The sequence below is a fragment of the Streptomyces sp. RGM 3693 genome (genome assembly GCF_050471125.1).
GTDB lineage: Bacteria > Actinomycetota > Actinomycetes > Streptomycetales > Streptomycetaceae > Streptomyces.
This window is the reverse complement of record NZ_JBMPPQ010000003.1, coordinates 1,546,426-1,560,084: the sequence shown is the minus strand read 5'-3', so window position 1 is coordinate 1,560,084 and position 13,659 is coordinate 1,546,426. Positions and strand designations below refer to the sequence as shown.

The following is a 13,659-nucleotide window of genomic DNA, read 5'->3' as shown; positions in this document are numbered from 1 at the left end:
CGGCCGGGCGCGTCGGTGCGGCCGCCGTCTACTCCTCCTCTGCCGCGCGGTGACACGCCTCGTAGGCGATCACCGCGGGGACGTAGTCCCGCCGCAGTTCGACGTAGCAGGCCCGGACGCCCTCGGGGCCGCCCTCGGCGCCGCGGAGGCAGGCCCGTTCGACCACTTCAGGGTTGGCCTCGGGGTGCTGTTCCAGGACGGTGTAGAAGCAGGCTTGCGGGGTGGCGTGGGCGGCCGGGGCGAGGGGTGCACTTCGGGCGGTGGTGCGCGCCGCCGTCACCGGGCGTGCGTCGACCGGCCCGACCGCCGACCGATGCGCACGAACCGGACCGGAGTCCCCGGTGCCGCCTGGGCCGCCGGCGCCAGGAAACGCTCCGGGACCACGCCGACGACCGGGTAGCCGCCGGTGGTGGGGTGATCGTGCAGGAACAACACCGGCAGACCGTTCGGCGGGACCTGGAGGGCGCCCAACGGCATCCCCTCGCTGGGGAGTTCACCGTCCTGGGCGCGCTCCAGGGCCGGGCCCTCGGTGCGCAGCCCGATCCGGTTGGTCGCCGCGGAGACCCGGAACCGGCCGGTGGTCAGGGTGCGCAGCCCGTCGGCGGTGAACCAGGCGTCGCGCGGACCGGGCAGGAACGGCAGCACCAACTCGGCCGCCGGGCCGGCGTGCGGGACCGCGTCGGCGCCCACCGACGGCCCGTACGGGACCCCCAGGGGGAGCACCGCGTGGTCCGCGAGCGGGTCCGGGCCCAGGCCGGAGAGCAGGTCGGCGGCGCGGCTGCCGAGCACCGGCTCGGTGGCGATGCCGCCGGCGAAGGCGAGGTAGCAGCGCACTCCGTGGGTGGCCGGACCGGCCTCCAGCACGGCACCGGCCAGCACGTGCAGCGGGGCGCCCCAGGGGACGGGGCGGCCGTCCACCGTCACCGGGCAGGCGGCGCCGGTGACCGCGACGGTGGTGGCGGCGCGCAGTCGGACGGCGCAGCCGGTGAGGGTGGTCTCCAGGGTGGCCGCCGACGCGGGGTTGCCCACCAGGCGGTTGGCGAGTCGGTGCGCGGGCTCGTCCAGGGCTCCGGAGCGCGGCACTCCGAGGTGGGCGTGGCCGGGTCGGCCGAGGTCCTGGACGGTGGTGAGCGCACCGGCCCGGACCACCGAGAGGGCGCGGTCGGTCATCGGGCGGGCTCCTCGGGGACGCGGTCGGGGCGGGACGGGGCGGTGCGCGGGGTCGGTACGGGGGCGTCCGCGGGGACGAAGCGGACGGGGGTGCCGGGGGCCAGCAGGGCCGCCGGTTCGCGCCGCGGGTCCCACAGGACGGCGTCGGTGCGGCCGATCAACTGCCAGCCGCCGGGGGAGGAGCGCGGATAGACGCCGGTGTACGGGCCGGCCAGGCCGACCGCGCCGACCGGGACCCGGGTGCGGGGGGCCGCCCGGCGCGGGACGTGCAGCCGCTCCGGAAGCCCCGTCAGATAGCCGAAGCCGGGCGCGAATCCGCAGAACGCGACCCGGAAGGTGGTGCCGGAGTGCACCCGGACCACCTCGTCGGGGGTGACGCCCCACAGGGCGGCGACCTCGGCCAGGTCGGGCCCGTCGTAGCGGACCGGGAGCTCGACGGCCGGGCGGTAGGCGGCGGTCAGCGGCGGGATCCGCCAGCCGGCCAGCTCCGCGCCCAGCGCCCGGGGGTCGGTCAGGCCGTCGAGGAAGACCGTCCGGGCGGCCGGCACCATCTCGCGGACCGCCGGGAGCGTGCCGGCCGCGGCGCGGCGCAGCAACTCAGCGTGGAGCGCCTCGACGTCCTCGGCACTGGCCAGCTCGATCAGCAGCCCCTGGTCGCCGACCGGCAACGCACGCAGCGGCAGCGGCCCGGCGGCGCCCGGCGCGCCGCCGTCCGGTGTGGTGCGCGCCGGGTCCGGCGTCACACGAAGCTCCGGACGGGGACGCCGGCCGCGGTCAGCTCGGCCCGCACCCGCCGCGCCAGCTCCGCCGCGCCCGGGGTGTCGCCGTGCAGGCAGAGGGAGCGCGCGGCAACCGTGATCCGGGTGCCGTCGCGGGAGGTGACCGCGCGGTCGCGGGCCAGGCCCACCGCGCGCTTGACCACCGCGTCGGGGTCGTGGACGACCGCGCCCGGTTCCCGGCGCGGGACCAGGGTGCCCCGGTCGGTGTAGGCGCGGTCGGCGAACGCCTCGCCGACGACGGGGAGTTCGGCCCCCTCGGCGGCCTGGTGCAGCCTGGAGCCGGGCAGGCCGAGGACGGGCAGTCGGCCGCCCGCGGCGCGGATCCCGGCGACCACCGCGGCGGCCTGTTCGGCGTCGTGGACGCAGCGGTTGTAGAGCGCGCCGTGCGGTTTGACGTAGCCGACGCGGGCGCCAGCGGCGCGGGCGAAGACCTCCAACGCGCCGATCTGGTACGTGATCTCGTCGGCCAGTTCCTCGGGCGGTACGTCCATGGCGCGGCGTCCGAAGCCGGCCAGATCGCGGTAGGAGACCTGGGCGCCGATCACCACCCCGCGCTCGGCGGCCAGGGCGCAGACCCGGCGCATGGTGGACGGGTCACCGGCGTGGAAGCCGCAGGCCACGTTGGCGCTGGTGACGACGGAGAGCAGGGCCTCGTCGTCGGTGAGGTGCCAGCGGCCGAACCCTTCCCCGAGGTCGGCGTTGAGGTCGATGGGGGGAGGGGCCGCCGGGTTGCTCATGGATGTCCGTTCCGGGTGCGGGGTGCAGTGCGGATGCGGGAAGTGGCCGCGGGGATGCCGAAGCGCAAGCCAACGTACAGATTGTTGAACGATCCGACAAGAGATGTGTTGTCCCGTCCCGTCATCTGGGATTGACTGCGGCTGACATCGCAGTGGGGCGGGCCTGGTCGGTCCGTCCGAACCGGACGGAGCGGACAGCGGTATGGCCGGCGGAGTGGCGAAGAACGATCAACGGCGGCTCGCCGAGGTCGCGGGACTGGAACGGGACCGCGCCCTGCTCGGCCGCGCCAGCACGGCCGAACGGGTCGCCGACATCCTGCGGGACCGGATCACCGAGGGCTACTTCTCGCCCGGCGCGCGGCTGTCCGAGGAGAGCATCGGCGGTGCGCTGGGCGTCTCCCGCAACACCCTCCGCGAGTCGTTCCGGCTGCTCACCCACGAGCGGCTGTTGGAGCACCGGCTCAACCGCGGGGTCTTCGTGCGGATGGTGACCGTCGAGGACCTCGACGACATCTTCCGGGTGCGGATGCTGGTGGAGTGCGCCGCGGTGCGCGGGCTGGGGCAGGGCCCGTACGACGCGGCCACCGACGCGTCGGTGGCCGCGATCGAGGAGGCGGTGCGGGCCGGCGAGGAGGCCGCCGCGGCGCGGGTCTGGGAGGAGCTCTCGACCGCCAACATCCGCTTCCACCAGGCCGTCGTGGCGCTGGCCGGCAGCCCGCGGACCGACGAGTTGATGCGCGGCGTGCTGGCCGAACTCCGACTGGTCTTCCACGTGATGGACGATCCGCAGCGCTTCTACGCGCCCTACCTGGTCCGCAACCGGCAGATCGCGGAATCGCTGGTGGCCGGCGACGCGGCCGCGGCCGAGCGACTGCTGCGCGCCTATTTGGAGGACTCGCGCGGCCAATTGTCGGCGGCGTACGCCCAGCGCATCGCCGAGAGGTAGTCGCGCTCCCGTTTCGTCGCCACCGACCCCTTGTCGGATCGTTGAACAATCGCATAGCCTCCGCAGCAATCTCCTGAGCAACCCCTCATCGCTCCCCAGGTACCTGCGGCCCGTCGATCCGTGGCACGCACCCGTTGGGGAACCCGTACGCGGAAGGCGGATCCATGATCGTGCTCCTCGGCGTGCTCGTGGTCGTGATCGGCTTCGCCACGAAACGCAATGCCCTGCTGGTCGTCGCGGTGGCCGGGATCGTCACCGGCCTCCTCGGCGGCCTCTCGCCCACGAAGGTGCTGGCCGCCTTCGGCGAGGGCTTCGCCGGCAGCCGGGCGGTAACCATCTTCGCCATCACCCTCCCGGTCATCGGCCTCCTGGAGCGCTACGGCCTCCAGGAACAGGCCCGCACCCTCATCGCCCGGTTCGGGCGCCTCACCACCGGGCGCTTCCTCGCGCTCTACCTGGGCATGCGGCAGATCGGCGCCGCCGTCGGACTGACCAACGTCTTCGGACACGCCCAGACCGTCCGCCCGCTCGCCGTCCCGATGGCGGAGGGCGCCGCCGAGCGCCGTTATGGCCCGCTCCCCGCCCGCACCCGGGAGAAGATCCGCTCGTTCGCGGCCGGCGCGGACAACGTCGGCCTCTTCTTCGGGGAGGACGTCTTCCTCGCCGTCGGCTCGATCCTGCTGATCACCGGCTTCGTCAACACCACCTACGGGACCCACCTCGAACCGCTGCAGCTGGCGCTGTGGGCGATCCCCACCGCGCTGTGCGCCTTCGTCGTCCACGGCTGGCGGCTGCTGCGCCTGGACCGTCAGTTGGAGCGCGAACTGCTCACCGCCAACGCCCGCCCCTCCACCGCAGCGGAGACCACCCGATGATCAAGGCAGAGTGGTTTTACTGGCTCGTCGGCCTCAGCTTCCTGGTGATGGCCGCCCAGATGGTCACCGACCGCGGCAACCCCAAGCGCTTCGGCACCGGCGCCTTCTGGGGCCTGATCGGCGCCGGGTTCATCTACAGCAGCTGGGTGGTCACCAAGCAGGCGCCGGCCGAGCCACTGGGCGCCGCCGTGCTCGTCATGGCCGCCCTGGCCGGCTTCGGCTTCACCGGGCGCGGCACCCCGCGCACCACCACCCCGCAGGAGCGCACCGCGAGCGCCGCCCGCCTGGGCAACAAGCTCTTCATCCCGGCCCTGACCATCCCGGTCGTCGCGATGGCCTGCGCCATCGGCGTCAAGCACCTCTCCTTCGGGGGTGAACCGGTCCTCCAGCAGGGCAGCGAGACCATCCTCGGCCTCGGTATCGGCGCGGTCGTCGCGCTCGTCGTCGGCATGGTGATGCTGCGCGAGAAGCGACTCTCGGTGCCCGTCCAGTCCGGCCGCAGCATGCTGGAGGCGATGGGCTGGGCGATGCTGCTGCCGCAGATGCTGGCCACGCTCGGCGCCATCTTCCAGGTCTCCGGCGTCGGCGGCCAGGTCGGCAAGCTCGCCACCGCCGTGCTGCCCAAGGACTCCCTCTACGTTGCCGTCGCCGTCTACTGCCTGGGCATGTTCGCCTTCACGCTCATCATGGGCAACGCCTTCGCCGCCTTCCCCGTGATGACCGCCGCGGTCGGCTGGCCCGTCCTCATCGGGCACTTTCACGGCAATCCGGCCGCCGTCCTGGCCCTCGGCATGCTCGCCGGCTTCTGCGGGACGCTGGTCACCCCGATGGCCGCCAACTTCAACATCGTCCCGGCGGCGCTGCTGGAACTGAAGGACCAGTACGGGCCCATCAAGGCACAGTTGCCGACCGCCGGCATCCTGCTGGGCTGCAACATCGTGATCATGGCGCTGTTCGCGTTCTGACCGGCCCGCCCGCCGCCCCCACCCGAGTCGCTCCGAGAGGGACCCCATGACGTCCACCACCGCGCCGACCCGCGTCCTGTTCACCGGATTCGCACCGTTCGGCGGCGAAGCCACCAACCCCTCCTGGCAGGCGGTGCGCGCCGCGGCGGCCGCCCCGCTCGCCGGGCTCGCGCTGCACGCCGTCGAACTGCCCTGCGTCTACGGCGCCGCACTGACCGCCCTGCGCACCGCGATCGACGCGACGTGTCCCGACATCGTGGTATCCGTCGGGCAGGCGGGTGGGCGCCCGGACATCACCGTCGAGCGGGTCGCCCTCAACGTCGACGACGCCCGCATCCCCGACAACGCGGGCGCCGAACCGATCGACGAACCGATCGTGCCGGGCGGGCCCGCCGCGTACTTCTCCACCCTCCCCCTCAAGGCGTGCGTGGCGGCCGTCCGCGCCGCCGGCCTGCCGGCCTCGGTCTCCAACACCGCCGGGACCTTCGTCTGCAACCACGTCTTCTACGGGCTCGCCCACCTCATCGCCACCGAACTCCCCCACGTGCGCGGCGGATTCGTGCACATCCCGTACGCGCCCGAGCAGGTCACCGACCGCGCCCAGCCGTCGCTGCCGGTCGACGCGGTCGCCACCGCACTGCGGGAGATCGCCGCCACCACCGCACGGACGCGCACCGACCTCCGGGTCGCGGAGGGGGCCACGCACTGACCCGCAGGCGCCGCCGGTAAAATGATCAGCCGGCCGGCCCACGGCAGCGTCAGGGGACCTGGGCGTGGTCCGCCGCCGAGGCGATCCGCGCCGTTTCGTCCGTTGTCGGTGCCAGCGCCTACTCTGTGCGACGTGACTTTTTCCGCCCCGGGGGCCGCTGCGCCCCAGCTCAACGGCCACAGCCGGCCCGCGCCGGGCCCGGCCGCCGACGAAGGACTGGCCCGCCGGCTGCGCGCGCTCGCGTGCACCGCGCCGCTGCACGACCTCGATGCGCGCAAGGCCAACCTCGCGGGCGAGTACGGGGTCTACGCGATGGCGGAGGTGGCGCTCGCCGTCATCGACCTGGTCACCCTGAACATGGACTTCGACACCGGCGCCGACCACGAGGAGATAGTGGCCAAGGTCCTGCCGCGGGTCGCCGCCCAGGCCCCGGACCGCCCCTCGGCGGAGCACGAGCGGGTGGCCCGCTGGGTGCTGGAGAACCTGATCAACGTCGGCAGCGTCGACCGCGGCTTCCGCGCCGTCTACGGCACCTTCACCACCGACGGCGCGTACGTCCGCCGCGACTACGACTTCAAGCTCGTCGAAGAGGTCCCCGGCCCCGGCGGCACCGTCTACCTCCGCGCCACCGACGAGGCGGTCAACGTCCTCGTCGGCGCCCTCGACACGGACGTCACCAGCGCCCAGATCGCCGCCGAGGTCAAGCTGGAGGTGCTGATCAGCCGCGGCCGGCTGGCCGATGCCCAGCTCGCCGCCGAGCAGGCCCGCTACCGCACCGTCCAGTACGCCGAGACCCTCCGCAAGACCCTGGAGGCCACCCGGCGCAACGTCCGCTCGGTCGACTGGCTGCGCACCGTCCCCGACATGATCAACGAGGCGCTGGACCACGTGGCGGACCGCTACCGCCACGAGAACGCCATCCTCACCAACATCCGCAAGGCCCGCGACGAGGCCGAGGCCGTCGACGCGAAGACCAGCGAGCACAAGCGGCGCGCCGCCGAACTGGTCGACATCGTCAAGGACTGCATCCGCCGGCACACCCAGCTCCAGTCCCGGCTCCTGGAGGCCGGCCCGCTCTTCCGCGCCGAGCAGGACCGCCAGGCGTTCGCCGCCCCCGCCGCCCGCACCGGCCTAGACCTCTACGGCCAGCTCGTCGCCCCGGTCCTCCCGCTCCCCGTCGAGCAGGCCACCCGGGTCACCGACGCCTTCTTCGCCCGCGGTACGGGGCTGCGCACCCCCGCCGCCGTCCGGGTAGCCGACCTCGTCGAGGTGCTGCTCACCCCGCCCACGGAGCGCGAGCACCTGGGCGCCGAGATGCCCGAGCCCGACCTGGTGGCCACGCCCGACGACAGCCGCTTCAGCGAGGCTCAGCTCGACGCCGCGATGGCCCTGCTCACCCTGCCCGCCGACGCCCCCCGCCGGCTCTCCGGCCTGCTCGCCGAGGCCCGCCGCAGCGACCCCGAACTCCCGTACCTGGTGGCCCTGTTGGCCGTACACGCCGCCAGCCCCCCGGTCGGCACCGCCTACCGCCAGGGCGAGCAGCAGCTGCTCTTCGCCGTCGACGACGGCACCGAGCTGACCGACCCCGAGTTCGGCGGCGCCGACCTCATCGTCGGCACCGCCCTGCTGGACGCGGCCGGGATGGCCGCCGACCGCTCGGAGGTGGCCTGATGCCCGCCGCGCGGCACCGCCGCCGGATAGCGGCCGGACCGCCCCCGCCCCCCTACGAGATACCCCCGACCGTCCCCCGCAAGGAGCTCCTCCCGTGACCCAGTACGACGCCGACGAGGTGCCGCAGCCCGACCCGGCGCCCGGCACCGGCGAAACGGCCTGGGGCGCACCCGCCGACGCCCCCGAGCCGGCCCCGGCCGGCCCCTCGCCGGTCACCCCCGCCGACGCCGCCGACGCCGCCCGGCTGGTCTCCTTCGGCCTCCAACCCAAGCTGCTGCCGGCCCGGGACGCCGAATACGCCGAACTCCTGCGCCGCTATCGGGACGAGCCCCCCTTCGCCCGACTCGCCGACGCCGTCGCCGGCGGCCTCGGGCTGATCGTCTTGGAGGTCTCCACCCGCGCCGGGATGGCCGTCACCGCCGCCGAGGACTCCGTCTTCGCGGTCCGGATGGGCGACTACGCCCGCCGCGCCTCCGCCGACTCCGCCGACCGCTTCCTGCACGGCCTGGCCCACCTGGCCATCGCCGCCATGTCCTTCCCGCGCCCCGAGGACCTCGCCGACGACGGCTACATCGGCCGGATCACCGTCAACGGCGTCGACGCCTTCGTCCGGCAGGCGTGCCGCCGCCTCACGGAGCAGGCCGAACAGGACGGCGAGAACACCGACCCGGCCACCGAAGCCCCCGGCCTGGAGTCCGCCTGGCGGGTCTACGCCCGGCGCAGCGCCACCGGGGCCACCAAGGACGCCCGGCGGCTGGCCGGTTCGACCACTGGCATCATCGCCAAGGCCGTCACCTTCCTCGTCGACTCCGGTTTCCTCCAGCGCACCGGCGACGACGCCGGCGGCGCCTACCGCACCACCGCCCGCTACCAACTCCAGGTCCGCGACATGGCCGGCACCGCCGCCATGGCCGAACTGCTGGAGCTGGGCATCGTCCCGGTCTCCGACGGCAGCGCCTCGCTGCTGCCCGGCGAGGAGTCCGACGACCTCGACCTGGTCGCCGAGGCCGGCCTGCCCTTCCACTCCGGCTGACCGCCCGCACGCCCCGCCCATCCCCGCCCACCGACCCACCCACACACCAACGAGAGTCCGCCATGTACGAGCTGTCCCGGGTCCGCCTCTACTCCATCGGGCCGGCCGGTGCGCGCTACGCCGACACCGTCCTGGACCTGCGCGGGGTCGGCGCGCCGGTGCCCCAGCCGGCCCCGGCCCAGGCGGACTTCTTCGAGGACGAACCGGTCGGCCCGCCGCGCCGCCCGGCCCCCGCCGGCGTGCTCTTCCTGGAGAACGGCGGCGGCAAGTCCGTCCTGCTCAAGCTGATCTTCTCGGTCATGCTGCCCGGCCACCGCAACACCCTCGGCGGCGCCAGCTCCGGCGTGCTCCGCAAGTTCCTGCTCGCCGACGACTGCGGCCATGTCGCCCTGGAATGGCAGCACGTCGTCACGGGCGAGACCGTCGTGGTCGGCAAGGTCAGCGAATGGCGCGGCCGCCAGGTCTCCAACGACCCCCGCAAGTTCGCCGAAGCCTGGTACAGTTTCCGGCCCGGCCCCGGCATGAGCCTGGACTCCCTCCCCGTCGCCGAGGCCACCCTCGTCCGCCCCCGGACGGAGAACGGCGAGGGAGCCTCCGGCGCGCACGGCCGCCGCCGCACCATGAAGGGCTTCCGCGACGCCCTCACCGAGGCCGGCAAGAGCTACCCCAACCTCGACGTGATCTGGGAAGAGGTCCACGAGCGCTGGAACGAACACCTCGGCGACCTCGGCCTGGACCCCGAACTCTTCCGCTACCAGCGGGAGATGAACGCCGACGAGGGCGAGGCGGCCGGCCTCTTCGCGGTCAAGAACGACTCTGACTTCACCGACCTGCTACTGCGCGCCGTCACCGACACCCGGGACACCGACGGCCTCGCCGACCTCGTCCACGGCTTCGCCCACAAGCTCGGCCGCCGCGCCGAGCTCACCGCCGAACGCGACTTCACCTCCGGCTCACTGGACCTGCTCTCCCGCATCGCCGAGGCCGCCGAGACCCGCGAACGGGCCCGTGAGGTGCACGCCGGCGCCGAGCGCCGCACCCGCGGCCTGGCCCAGCGGCTGCACGCCCGCGGCACCGAGGAGCGCGGCCGGGCCGCCGAACTCGCCGAGGCGGTCGCCGCCGCCGCGCACCGGGTCACCGACGCCGACCGCGGCCGCGAGCGCCGCGCCCTGGTCTCCGCCGAACTCGCCTACCGGCACGCCTCGTTGGCGCTGGCCGCCGCCGAGAAGGGCGCCGCCGCCCAGCGCCGCGAGCTGAACGACGCCCGGACGCTGCACAGCGCCTGGCAGGCCGCCGAGATCGCCCTGCGGCACCGCGCCGCCGCCGACCGCTCCGCGCGGGTCGCCGCCGCCATCCGGGAGGCCGAGCGGGACGCCGCCCCGGCGCTCTCCGCCCGCGCCACCGCCGCCGCCGACCTGGTGCGCGCGCTGCACAGCGCCGCCGAAGCCAGCGAAGGTCTCGCCAACCAGGAGGAGGAGCGGTCCGCCGCCCTCCAGGACACCGGCGAGTCCGCGCACCGCGACGCCACCACGGCCGCCACCCGCGCCCAGCGCGCCCGCAGCGAGTCCGACCACCTCAAGCAGCGGCTCGCCGAGGTCGCCGAGGAGACCGCGGAGGCGGTCCGGGCCGGCTGGCTCGACGACGCCGCGCCGGACGCCGACCCGGCCCGTGCCGCGCTCGCCGCCTCCGACGCCGAGAAGACCGCCGTCGAGGCGTGGGACGTGGCCCGTGAGACCGCCCGGCAGGCCACCGACCGGGCCCGCGAGACCGCGGCGCGGCACTCCGCCGCCGAACTCGCCGCGGCCCGCGCCGAGGACGCCGCACAGGCCGCCGAGCGCGCCCACGACGCCGAGCGGCGGGCCGCCGAATCGATCGGCGCCGAGCAGCGGCTCACCGAACTCCTCGGCCTCCCCGAGGCGCCGACGCTCGCCCTGCCCGGCCCCCGTACGGCCGACGGCGCCGGATCCGCCGCCCCGCGCCGCGCCGCCGGCCCGCTCACCGCCGAGGAACTGGACCGCAGCGCCGACGCCCTGCACGAGCTGCTGGAGGGGGGCGTAGCCGCCGCCGAGCGCCAGCTGTTCGACCTGCGGACGGCCGCCGCCGACGACTCCCGGATCCTGGGCGCGCTGGGCGACGGCGGCCTGCTGCCGCCGGGCCCCGACGTGCTGGCCGCGGTGGAGTATCTGGGCGAGCACGGCGTGCCCGCACTGCCCGGCTGGCGCTACCTCGCCCAGTCCGTCGACCCCGCCGACCACGCCCGGGTGCTGGCCGCCCGCCCGGAGCTGGTCGACGGTGTGATCATCACCGACCCGGACACCCACGCCCGGGCCCGCGAGGTCCTCTCGCAGGCCGCGCTGCTGCCCCGCTCCGCCGTCGCGGTGGGCACCGCCGCCGCGCTGCTGGCCCCCACCCCGGACCCCGGCGCCCAGGACAGCAGCGTCTCCGGCGTCTTTCTCGTCCCGCCGAACCCGGCCATGCACGACGAGTCCGCCGCCGACGAGGAGCGCCGCGCACTGCGCGCCCGCGCCACCGAGCGCGACGAGGAGATCCGGACGCTGGCCGCCCGGCTCGCCGGGGACCGGGCGCTCGCCGCCCGCCTCGGCTCCTGGCGCGCCGGCTGCCCGGCCGGCCGGCTCGCCGAGCTCGCCGAGACCGCGGAGAGTGCCCGGACCGCCGCGGAGGAGGCCGCCGCGGAGCTGTCCGAGGCCCGGACGGCCCGCGCCGAGGCCGACGAGGTCGCCACCGAGGCCACCCGGGTGCGCGACGAGCGACAGGAGGCCGCCCAGCGCGCCCGGCGCGCCGCCGACCTCCTCGCCGGCCTCGCCCACCGGCTCCGGGAGCGCGCCGGCTGGCAGTCCCGGATGCGGGAACTCGCCGACGAGGCAGCGGAGTTCGAGGCCCGCGCCGAGGAGTGCGTGGACCGCGCCCGGGCCGCCGACGAGGACCGCCGGGCCGCCCAGCGGGCCGCCGACGACGCCCGCCGCACCGCCCGCGCGCTGCGCGCCGAACGCGCCGAGATCGCCGGCGTCCCCGACGACCTGGGCGAGTCCCCGCAGCAGCCGACCACCTCGCTGCCCGCGCTCCGCGAGGCGTACCGCGCCGCCTCCCAGCTCTACGAGAAGGTCGGCGTCGGCGCCGACCTCCGCGCCGAACAGGCCCGCGCCGAGGGCGACGAATCCGCCGCCCTGGCCGAGCTGAACCGCCTCACCAACAAGGTCCGCACCCGCGCCGAGCAGCTGTTGCAGAGCCCGGACGCCGCCGACGGCCCGTCCCGCCAGGCCGCCGCGGGCCGCGCCGAATCGCTGGTGCAGATGCTGGACACCCGCGCCTCGGCCGCCAGCGAGCAGCTGGGCCGGCTGCGCGGCGAGGCGGAGCGGCTGGCGCCCACCGAGGGTGAGGCGCACACCGAACTGCCGGACGGCATGGTGCCGACCGATGCGGACCGGGCCAAGGAACTGCTGCGCACCGCCAACGCCGAACTGGCCACCGCCACCGAGGCCCTTGAGGCCGCCCGCGCCGAGCACGAGGAGCTGCTGCGCGCCCACCGCGGCGCCGAGGACGCGGCCGGCGGCTTCGACGAGACCGCCGCCCTGCTGCGGGATCTGCTGCGGGACCACCAGGACGCCGAGGAGAGCGAGGACGCGTCGATCGAGCCGTACGCCGGCGGCCTCGCCGAGGCCCGGCAGGCCGCCGCGGAGTCCCGCCGCTCGCTGCGCGGCTGTGCCGCCGACCTCTCCGCCGCCGAGGCCGCAGTCCGCGAGGCTTCCGACGTCCTCGTCCGGCACGCCAACTCCACCCGCTACGAGCAGGTGCGCACCCCCGCCCGGCAGCAGATCCGGGAGCTGCCCGCCGCGGCGCTGCCGGACCACGCCGCCAAGTGGGCGGAGGCGTTCGCGCCCCGCCTACGGGTGCTCACCGACGAACTCGCCCAGCTGGAGCGCAACCGCGGTTCCATCGTCGACCGGCTCCGCGGTCTGGTGGAGTCATCGTTGACCACGCTGCGCTCCGCCCAGCGGCTGTCCCGACTGCCCGAGGGACTGGGGGAGTGGTCCGGCCAGGAGTTCCTGCGGATCCGCTTCGAGGACCCGGACCAGGCCACGCTCACCGAGCGGCTGGGCGAGGTCATCGACGAGGCGACCCGCGCGGCGGTCAAGAAGAACAGCGACCTGCGCCGGGACGGGATGTCCCTGCTGCTGCGCGGGGTGCAGGCCGCGCTCCAGCCGCGCGGGGTGGCGGTGGAGATCCTCAAGCCGGACGCGGTGCTGCGCGCCGAGCGGGTCCCGGTGGGGCAGATGGGCGACGTCTTCTCCGGCGGCCAGCTGCTGACCGCCGCCATCGCCCTGTACTGCACCATGGCGGCGCTGCGCAGCAACGACCGGGGCCGCGACAAGCAGCGGCACGCCGGCACGCTGTTCCTCGACAACCCCATCGGCCGCGCCAACGCCACCTATCTGCTGGAGCTCCAGCGCGCCGTCGCCGACGCCCTGGGCGTCCAACTCCTCTACACCACCGGCCTGTTCGACACCACCGCACTCGCGGAGTTCCCGCTGGTGATCCGGCTGCGGAACGACGCGGACCTGCGGGCGGGCCTGAAGTACATCAGCGTCGAGGAGCATCTGCGCCCTGGCCTGCCGCAGGCGGACCCGTCCGGCGAGCCGGTGCACGGGCAGATCACGGCGACGCGGATGTACCGCCGCCCGGAGGAGGCGGCGGGGGCGGAGCGGGCCGCCGGCTGAGTGGCCCGTCCGGACGGCCCGCCCGGACGGGGCGGCCA

General features: G+C 75.2%; 11 protein-coding genes. 7 read left to right on the top strand and 4 right to left on the bottom strand.

The genetic code is table 11. The features are described 5' to 3' along the window. Window positions 1–28 precede the first annotated feature (28 nt). Genes ACO0M4_RS35365 through ACO0M4_RS35350 form a run of 4 tightly spaced genes read right to left on the bottom strand, consistent with a single transcriptional unit; the run spans window position 29 to window position 2,686 of the window. Window positions 29–280 carry a hypothetical protein gene (locus tag ACO0M4_RS35365; protein WP_430375162.1) on the bottom strand — a complete coding sequence of 84 codons (252 nt, stop codon included), beginning with the start codon at window positions 278–280 and terminating at the stop codon, window positions 29–31. Further along, a complete protein-coding gene (locus tag ACO0M4_RS35360; RefSeq protein ID WP_430375161.1) occupies window positions 277–1,170 on the bottom strand; it encodes a biotin-dependent carboxyltransferase family protein in 894 nt (297 codons plus the stop codon). Before ACO0M4_RS35360 ends, ACO0M4_RS35365 begins: the two co-directional genes overlap by 4 nt. Further along, complete coding sequence (gene pxpB, locus ACO0M4_RS35355; protein WP_430375369.1) at window positions 1,167–1,853, bottom strand: 5-oxoprolinase subunit PxpB; 687 nt, start codon at window positions 1,851–1,853, stop codon at window positions 1,167–1,169. The genes ACO0M4_RS35360 and pxpB overlap by 4 nt, the downstream gene beginning before the upstream one ends. Before the next feature lie 56 nt (window positions 1,854–1,909). Further along, window positions 1,910–2,686 carry a LamB/YcsF family protein gene (locus tag ACO0M4_RS35350; RefSeq protein ID WP_430375160.1) on the bottom strand — a complete coding sequence of 259 codons (777 nt, stop codon included), beginning with the start codon at window positions 2,684–2,686 and terminating at the stop codon, window positions 1,910–1,912. 202 nt (window positions 2,687–2,888) lie between these two features. On the opposite strand from ACO0M4_RS35350, the gene ACO0M4_RS35345 reads away from it, so the two are divergent. The 7 genes from ACO0M4_RS35345 (at window position 2,889) to ACO0M4_RS35315 (ending at window position 13,621) form a co-directional block, all read left to right on the top strand. Next, a complete protein-coding gene (locus tag ACO0M4_RS35345) occupies window positions 2,889–3,632 on the top strand; it encodes a GntR family transcriptional regulator (RefSeq protein WP_430375159.1) in 744 nt (247 codons plus the stop codon). A 164-nt stretch (window positions 3,633–3,796) separates the two neighbouring features. Further along, the gene (locus ACO0M4_RS35340; RefSeq protein ID WP_430375158.1) at window positions 3,797–4,507 is read left to right on the top strand and encodes a DUF969 domain-containing protein; all 711 of its coding nucleotides are present in this window, start codon (window positions 3,797–3,799) and stop codon (window positions 4,505–4,507) included. After that, complete coding sequence (locus tag ACO0M4_RS35335) at window positions 4,504–5,472, top strand: DUF979 domain-containing protein (RefSeq protein WP_430375157.1); 969 nt, start codon at window positions 4,504–4,506, stop codon at window positions 5,470–5,472. The genes ACO0M4_RS35340 and ACO0M4_RS35335 overlap by 4 nt, the downstream gene beginning before the upstream one ends. Before the next feature lie 46 nt (window positions 5,473–5,518). Beyond that, entirely contained in the window at window positions 5,519–6,181 is a 663-nt protein-coding gene (pcp, locus tag ACO0M4_RS35330) for a pyroglutamyl-peptidase I (protein WP_430375156.1), read from the top strand. A 132-nt stretch (window positions 6,182–6,313) separates the two neighbouring features. Then, a complete protein-coding gene (locus tag ACO0M4_RS35325) occupies window positions 6,314–7,852 on the top strand; it encodes a hypothetical protein (protein ID WP_430375155.1) in 1,539 nt (512 codons plus the stop codon). Between the two features lie 94 nt (window positions 7,853–7,946). Further along, window positions 7,947–8,885: a hypothetical protein gene (locus ACO0M4_RS35320; protein WP_430375154.1), complete on the top strand. Its 939-nt coding sequence runs from the start codon at window positions 7,947–7,949 to the stop codon at window positions 8,883–8,885. A 62-nt stretch (window positions 8,886–8,947) separates the two neighbouring features. Next, window positions 8,948–13,621, top strand: coding sequence for a hypothetical protein (locus tag ACO0M4_RS35315; protein WP_430375153.1), 4,674 nt, complete (start codon window positions 8,948–8,950; stop codon window positions 13,619–13,621). The last annotated feature ends 38 nt before the right edge of the window (window positions 13,622–13,659 follow it).

Bases quoted from the DNA above. Each gene is read 5' to 3' on its own strand.
- ACO0M4_RS35335 (WP_430375157.1), top strand. From the start codon at position 4,504: ATGATCAAGGCAGAGTGGTTTTACTGGCTCGTCGGCCTCAGCTTCCTG.
- ACO0M4_RS35315 (WP_430375153.1), top strand. From the start codon at position 8,948: ATGTACGAGCTGTCCCGGGTCCGCCTCTACTCCATCGGGCCGGCCGGT.
- ACO0M4_RS35345 (WP_430375159.1), top strand. From the start codon at position 2,889: ATGGCCGGCGGAGTGGCGAAGAACGATCAACGGCGGCTCGCCGAGGTC.
- ACO0M4_RS35360 (WP_430375161.1), bottom strand. From the start codon at position 1,170: ATGACCGACCGCGCCCTCTCGGTGGTCCGGGCCGGTGCGCTCACCACC.
- ACO0M4_RS35340 (WP_430375158.1), top strand. From the start codon at position 3,797: ATGATCGTGCTCCTCGGCGTGCTCGTGGTCGTGATCGGCTTCGCCACG.
- pcp (WP_430375156.1), top strand. From the start codon at position 5,519: ATGACGTCCACCACCGCGCCGACCCGCGTCCTGTTCACCGGATTCGCA.
- ACO0M4_RS35350 (WP_430375160.1), bottom strand. From the start codon at position 2,686: ATGAGCAACCCGGCGGCCCCTCCCCCCATCGACCTCAACGCCGACCTC.